The 6,187-nt window shown below is 63.9% G+C and carries 7 protein-coding genes and 1 pseudogene; 3 read left to right on the forward strand and 5 right to left on the reverse strand.

Features of this window, described 5'->3' with window-relative positions:
• Positions 1 to 449: hypothetical protein (locus tag AC1DU6_RS16935; protein WP_477858461.1), on the reverse strand; the 449-nt coding region annotated here is incomplete at its 3' end.
• A 70-nt stretch (positions 450 to 519) separates the two neighbouring features.
• On the reverse strand, positions 520 to 840 hold the full coding sequence (locus AC1DU6_RS16940; protein ID WP_457354539.1) for a hypothetical protein: 321 nt from the start codon (positions 838 to 840) through the stop codon (positions 520 to 522).
• Between the two features lie 381 nt (positions 841 to 1,221).
• Between AC1DU6_RS16940 and AC1DU6_RS16945 the strand changes: the two are divergent.
• Positions 1,222 to 1,494 (forward strand): annotated as a pseudogene (locus tag AC1DU6_RS16945) (P-loop NTPase family protein); the annotation flags it as partial.
• Positions 1,495 to 1,523: 29 nt separating this feature from the next.
• Here AC1DU6_RS16945 and AC1DU6_RS16950 read toward each other — a convergent pair.
• From AC1DU6_RS16950 to AC1DU6_RS16960, 3 genes are all read right to left on the reverse strand, one after another.
• Positions 1,524 to 2,216, reverse strand: a complete 693-nt coding sequence (locus tag AC1DU6_RS16950; RefSeq protein WP_477858463.1) for a M23 family metallopeptidase — start codon at positions 2,214 to 2,216, stop codon at positions 1,524 to 1,526.
• Between the two features lie 27 nt (positions 2,217 to 2,243).
• Positions 2,244 to 3,272 (reverse strand): L,D-transpeptidase family protein, encoded by a 1,029-nt coding sequence (locus AC1DU6_RS16955; protein WP_477858465.1) that lies wholly within the window; start codon positions 3,270 to 3,272, stop codon positions 2,244 to 2,246.
• A 349-nt stretch (positions 3,273 to 3,621) separates the two neighbouring features.
• Positions 3,622 to 3,954, reverse strand: coding sequence for a hypothetical protein (locus AC1DU6_RS16960; protein ID WP_457322996.1), 333 nt, complete (start codon positions 3,952 to 3,954; stop codon positions 3,622 to 3,624).
• Between the two features lie 275 nt (positions 3,955 to 4,229).
• Between AC1DU6_RS16960 and AC1DU6_RS16965 the strand changes: the two genes are divergently transcribed.
• Both AC1DU6_RS16965 and AC1DU6_RS16970 read left to right on the forward strand, forming a co-directional pair.
• Complete coding sequence (locus AC1DU6_RS16965; RefSeq protein WP_457322997.1) at positions 4,230 to 5,051, forward strand: hypothetical protein; 822 nt, start codon at positions 4,230 to 4,232, stop codon at positions 5,049 to 5,051.
• 255 nt (positions 5,052 to 5,306) lie between these two features.
• Positions 5,307 to 6,187, forward strand: an 881-nt coding sequence (locus AC1DU6_RS16970; protein ID WP_477858467.1) for a carboxy terminal-processing peptidase, incomplete at its 3' end; no start/stop codon positions are given.

The raw sequence follows: 6,187 nt of genomic DNA on the forward strand, positions 1-6,187 counted from the left end.
TCCTTGTATTGGAAGTCAGCAACCCAATGAACTCTCAATGCACCGTTTCCGCTGTGCATCACGGTGTTCCTGCGAAGGCGGGAGGCACACCGCTTCTCGTGCTCGGCCTCAGCGTCGCGATGCATGGAATTGGCACTCATCACTGGCTCGTGCCTGCTCCCAGGCCCCACAAGGAACAGGACGTAGCGATTTCCAATTTCGTAGCCGTAGTAGTTCCCAAACTCAATAGTTGCCCCGGCTGAAGCGCCTTTGAATCCGTCGACTATCAAGGCCGAGTACTTGGCGCCGCAGGACTTCTCGCCCGTGCCAATCGTCTCACCAGACGTCACCTCCACCAAAGCGACGATGTCCGCATCTTGAAAGAGCTGAGAGACTTCAATCGGCGGCAGCGTCGTTCCCTGAACCATACAGTGGAGGCCGACTACGCAGACTAAGACCAATCGCTTCATGGTGATGGCCAGCGTGGGAGCTAAGCGGACAGCGAATCCGTCCGCTGCAGCGAATGATTAATTGAAGCTCTCATTGCATGTGGGGTGAATTGGTGACGGGAACAACGCCGACGATGAGCATAGCCGCTGCAAAGTAGAACTCGAAGAACCACCAGCCTGACAAAAGTAGTAGCCACGCCGCAGATGGCTCACGGGAAGGATTGCCGAGGGCAAACAACCCGGCGGCGAAGAGGCCGAAGAGCAAGAAGAGAGAAAGCCAGAAGCCGAGATAGGCACGGCGGGGGAGGTAAAGCCGAACGTGAGCGGGGCTGAGAAGACCAGGAACGGTCTTGTGTTCTGGAAGAAGTGCGTGCCGCGACGCTCCGGACGCAATTGCGGCGCCGACACTCAAGGCGACGAGTGTGAATGGCGCAAAAGGAACTGAGTTCTGGAAGAGCCAAACATACAGCAATAGTGCGGCTACGCTGAATGCAGCGAGGGCGTAGATTCGGCCTGCTGATATGGGCATAAGACGGCTAACGAATAGCGTTTATCCGCCGACCAGGCGAGGTTGGAAGAAGTGTCGGCATAGCGGCGGCGGATAAACCTGTTGGACTGAACCGCCCACCGTACGGCGGCGTCAGGCGGCGATATGGGGAATGTAAGTTTCAAATCCCCCGCCGGACCAGTGCGGATTCACCCGGGTGAACGAGCCGCCCCTGCTCGGCCCGCCGCATGGCTCGCACGAAGCGATGGCGGTTCGCTCGGCCCGCAGTGAGCAGGGCCGTCTTCGCCGCTGGGCGCGCTAGATGCGCTGACCCGGCTGGAGATGCACCGCCTCATCGAGCAGCTCTGGCGCCATCACGGCTTCACGGCCCTGCTCGTCACCCACGATGTCGCCGAGGCCGTGGCCCTGGCCRACCGCGTGCTGCTGATMGACCGYGGCGGCATCGCGCTGGATGCRACCGTCTCGCTGCCACGGCCGCGCTCGCGCACGGCGGCAGGGTTTGCGGAGCTGGAGGAGCGGGTGCTGCGGCAGATCGTCGGCAACCCGGCYTTGGCTTAGCTGTCAGGGACTGAGCGAGTGGTGCTGGCTTAGCCGCCCGCAGAGCAAGGCCGCGAGCCGCGCAGCACGTTGTACGGATTCACCGGCGCACCGCGCCACCAGCGTGGCTTCGGCTCGAGCTTGAAGATCGCCAGGTGCAGGTGCGGTGCACCGGCCGGCGAATTGCCGGTCAGGCCCACGTAGCCGACCAACTGGCAACGGCGCAGCGACTGGCCTTCCACCAAGCCCGGCGCGTAGCCGTCGAGGTGGGCGTAGTAGTAGGCGTAGCGCGACGCGGGGTCGAACTGGTAAACCGTGAGGCCGCCGCGCTGGCTGGTGAACAGCTTGGCCACCACGCCGTCCTCCACCGCCAGCACCGGCGTGCGCATCGGGGCCGGGATGTCCAGTGCCTCATGGGCACCTTTCGTGCGGCCGTCGCCGAAGGTATCCGTCAGGGTGGCAGCCCACACGCCAGGTAGCGGAATGGACAAATCGCGGCCCTGCAGGTCGGCGATGTCGGCAGGCGTGACGGCGACGTCCACCGGGCCTGACGCGGGTGTGACCGCCGTTGCAGGCCAGGACGAAGGCACCGCGGGTGTCTCGACCCGCACCGCCGGCGCGGTCACCTGAGGTTGGACTGGCGGCGGCACTGGCGCGCGGCGCTCGCTGCAAGCGCTGGCGCAGGCCAGCAGCAAGGCCATTGCCGCGTGGGACGCGCCGTGGCGAGGCGGTAGGAGTGCCATTGCGTGCAACCTGCCTTGCAGCCGAAGTCAGGGCCGAATGTCGACCTCGAAGCCCGGTTTCACGAGCTTGGCCAGACGTTGCGCGTCCCAGTTCGTCATGTGGATGCAGCCGTTGGTTTCCTCACGGCCCAACTGCGCGGGGTTGGGCGTGCCGTGGATGCCCCAGTGCGGCTTGCTCAGCCCCAGCCACGTGTTACCGACGGGATTGTTGGGGCCCGGCGCGACCTCGGCCTTCTGCGCGTCCTTGGGGGCGTTTTTCAGCAGCGCCGGGTTGTATGTGAAGGTCGGGTTCGGCACCTCGCTGACGATCTTCAGCACGCCCAGCGGCAACGGGTCCTGCGGCCCGCCGATGCTGATCGGGAACGCCCCCAGCACCTTGCGATCGGCGCCGAGCACCCACAAGGTCTTGGCCCTCTTCTCGATCTCGATCCTGACCGCCGCGCCGCCGACCGGCGGACGCGCGGAGACGTCGGGCACGATCAACTCGTCGCCTGCCTTGAAATCCTTCGCCCGGCCACGATTGAGCGACGCAAGCATCGACTCGCTGAGATGGAAGCGCTCCGCCAGCGCCTCGCCGATGGTTTCGTAGTCCAGCGACCTCAGCTTGGCGCGCTCGGCCATGTCGGCGGGTGTGCGGGTGTAGGGGCCGGCCACGTCCTTGTCGGTGATGGTGTAGGTCGTGAACGCACCGCCCGTATCGCCCTGTTCCAGCGCCTTTGCGGTGGCCGCGTCGAGCCGGCCGGTGGCTTTCAGACCCCTGGCTCGCTGAAACGCGATCAGCGCGCGTTGCAGGTTTCGCCCCTGGTGGCCATCGATCTCGCCCGGTGAGAACCACGCCCGATCCAGAAGCACCTGGGCGCGGGCGACCGCGTGGGCACCCACCGCGTGACCGTGTCCAGGCACCAGCGACGCAGCGTTGAACGCCTCCAGCGTCTGCGGTGCCGCCGACGAGGTGGCGCGGGCGCGGTGCGTGGCGGCAACGCCCGGCGACGCGACGCAGGCGCAACACAGCAGCGCGGCGGCCATCTTCAGCGGTGAAAGTGACAAGGTCGGCATGGCGGGCTCACGAGGTGGGTCGATTCACCGCACCGTACCGAGGTCACMGCGCCGCACGTGTAGGCCGATGCCTGGAACCACTACCAATAATTGACGATGTGAACCGCCGCCCGCGAGGCTGGATGACCGCTGCGCGCCCTACATCGGGCATCGAAGGAGCGGCGAAGTCCGATGAGTCGATGACTGCTTCATGCCGCGCACCCTGAACCTGGCCCTTTGACGCGAGCGACGGCAACCGCTGCAGCACCGACGGCGGATTCAGGCTGATTGCCGCCGTTCGCCGCAAAGCTTGCCGACCGGCAGATGGAGCGACTCAAAGCGAAAGACGCAGATGAACCGATTCCAAACGTCAGAACCGGTAGCAGTGCCCCGGCTGAGAGTCGCCACCATTGACCTGCACACCATGGGCCGCAACAGTCGCGCCGGGATAGGCGCCGTTCTGACAGGCGATCAGCGCATCACGACTGCCTTCGACGCCCCGCTCGACTATGGATTTTCGCGGCTCAAGACGTAGTCCGCGATGTTCGGATGCCGCTGGGGCGTCGCTTGGTTTGGTGGTCGCGAACGCCCGAGCAGGAGAGCGGGGCAGCTTGAGGTTTAAGGGTACCGGGCCGGCGCCAGCGGCGTCATCGCCGGGCGCCGCGATGCAGTAAAGAGGTGCGACCAGCGCGACCAGCAGCATCGCTGAGCTGCGTACACCAGACAGCGAACCGGACAAGCGGCCTGCGAAGGGTAGAAACAACTGCTTTGAAGACGCAACGCCTAGCATGTTGGGATTGTGGCCAGTGTCCGATCCATCCGCGAGCCATGCTGTTGACCTTGCCGCCACGAACCGTAGCCAGACTGTCCGCGGAAGGTGAAAAGAGCCAACGGAGACAAACGGTTCGCGCTCTACGATTTTGGATAGGTCGCAAGTGCGCGTTCCTACCTTCGTCGGTTCATAGCCCTGGAGCCTGAATGTTCTCTCGCCAAACACTTCTCGTTCTGTTGAGCGCCGCAGCGTTCACCGGAATTGCGCATGGTGCGCCATGCAAGACGACTGTCGATATTCCCCAGCGCCTGCGTGACAGCTCTCTGCTCCTATTGGGCGAACTGCACGGCACGCGCCAGATACCGGATTTCGTAAGCGCCTATGTCTGCAACTTGGCTGCTCAGGCGAGAAGCGTGGCGCTCGCGCTCGAATGGCCAGAGGAAAACCAAGCGGCAATCGACGCTTTCCTTGATAGCGACGGCCGGGGCGGTGCACGCAAGGCGTTGCTCGGTTCCCGCGATTGGTCAAAGCCCGCGCATGAACAGGATGGGCGTACCAGCATGGCCATGCTTGTGCTGCTCGATGAGGTGCGGCAGCACAACAAAGCCACGCCGACTCGCAAGATCACAGTCCGCGCGATCGACGGGGACGACCTAACGATGAGCCGCAACGTCCGTGCGCTGACCGCTACGGGGCTTTTCTCTCACGTCGTCGTGCTGACGGGAGACCTCCACACCAGTTTGGTCAAAGGCAACATGTTCGATCCGGCCATGGAGCCCATGGGCTTTCTGCTACGTGACCTCCACCCGATTTCCCTCGTGGCGGAGTACGACCAAGGGACGGCCTGGAACTGCGCCGCCAGCCAGTGTGAGCCGCATGTAGTGCTATCCATGCCGACGCAGCGAGGCGCGCGGTATTCAATTTCGTTGCGGCCACCGAAAGATCGGCTCGGCTACGACGGCAGCTTCTACGTGGGGAGGATCGACGCTTCGCCTCCGGCCGTTTTGCCCACCGCCGCGAACGATTGAGTTGAATGGCTTGCAAGAACGGCCGTCGCCCTTTCTCGCGCTCGGGCTGAGCGGCGGCAATCGCATGCCGGCACGACCGTCTCCGTCGCGCCCGGTGCTCRGACCAGGCAACATGGYACCATCGAGGCCGGGCAGGTCAACGTGGGGACGTCCATCAAATGATTTGGATGAGAGCCGCCGCTGACCGGCGGGTCAGACGTCGATCGTTGCTGGTCAAGCCTGGCCTGTGACTATGTTTTGGTTCAAATGGATTAAGTGACATTGAAGCAAGCGCTGATTTCATTCGTGCTCGTGCTGACGGCTGCAACCCAAGTTGTTGCCGAAGGCTCCGCGGCGGCTTTCCCGCAGATGCTGAAGCCGGAGGCACAGCAGGCCAAGTCGGCCCATCTGGCTGCGGACCTGCTGTCTCGCTACCACTACCGACCCCTCTCGCTCGACGACGCGTTGTCGGCCAGGATCTTCGACCAGTATTTAAAGGCGCTCGATCCGGAGAAACTGTACTTCCTGCAGTCCGACATCGATCGCCTGTCAGGCGACCGCATCTTGCTCGACGACGCGATCCTGGCTGAGGACCTGCGGGTGCCGTTCGAGGTCTTCAACCTGTACGAACGCCGGGTGGCTGAGCGGCTGACCTATGGCCGCACCTTGCTCAAGAAGGGGTTCGATTTCGGGCAAGACGAATCTTTGACGGTCGAGCGCAAGGATCAGCCTTGGCCTGCGACCGAGGCAGAGTCCCAAGACCTCTGGCGCAAGCGCGTCAAGAACGAGTGGTTGCGGCTCAAGCTTGCCGGCAGGGACGACCCGGCCATCGTGAAGATTCTCGACAAGCGCTACGAAAGCGCATCGAAGAACCTGGGCAAGATCACAAGCGCCGACGCCTTCCAGGCCTTCATGAATGCCTACACGATGGCGATCGACCCACACACGAACTACCTGGGACCGCGCGCCGCGGAAAACTTCGGCATCTCCATGCGACTGTCCCTGGTGGGCATCGGCGCGCTTCTGACGCAGATCGACGACTACGCCACCGTCCGGGAGCTGGTGCCAGGAGGGCCCGCGAGCCTGTCGGGCCAGTTGAAGGTCGGCGACCGTATCGTGGGCGTCGCGCAAGGCGCGACCGGCGCCATGGAGGATGT

The organism is Roseateles sp. P5_B10 (assembly GCF_056400485.1).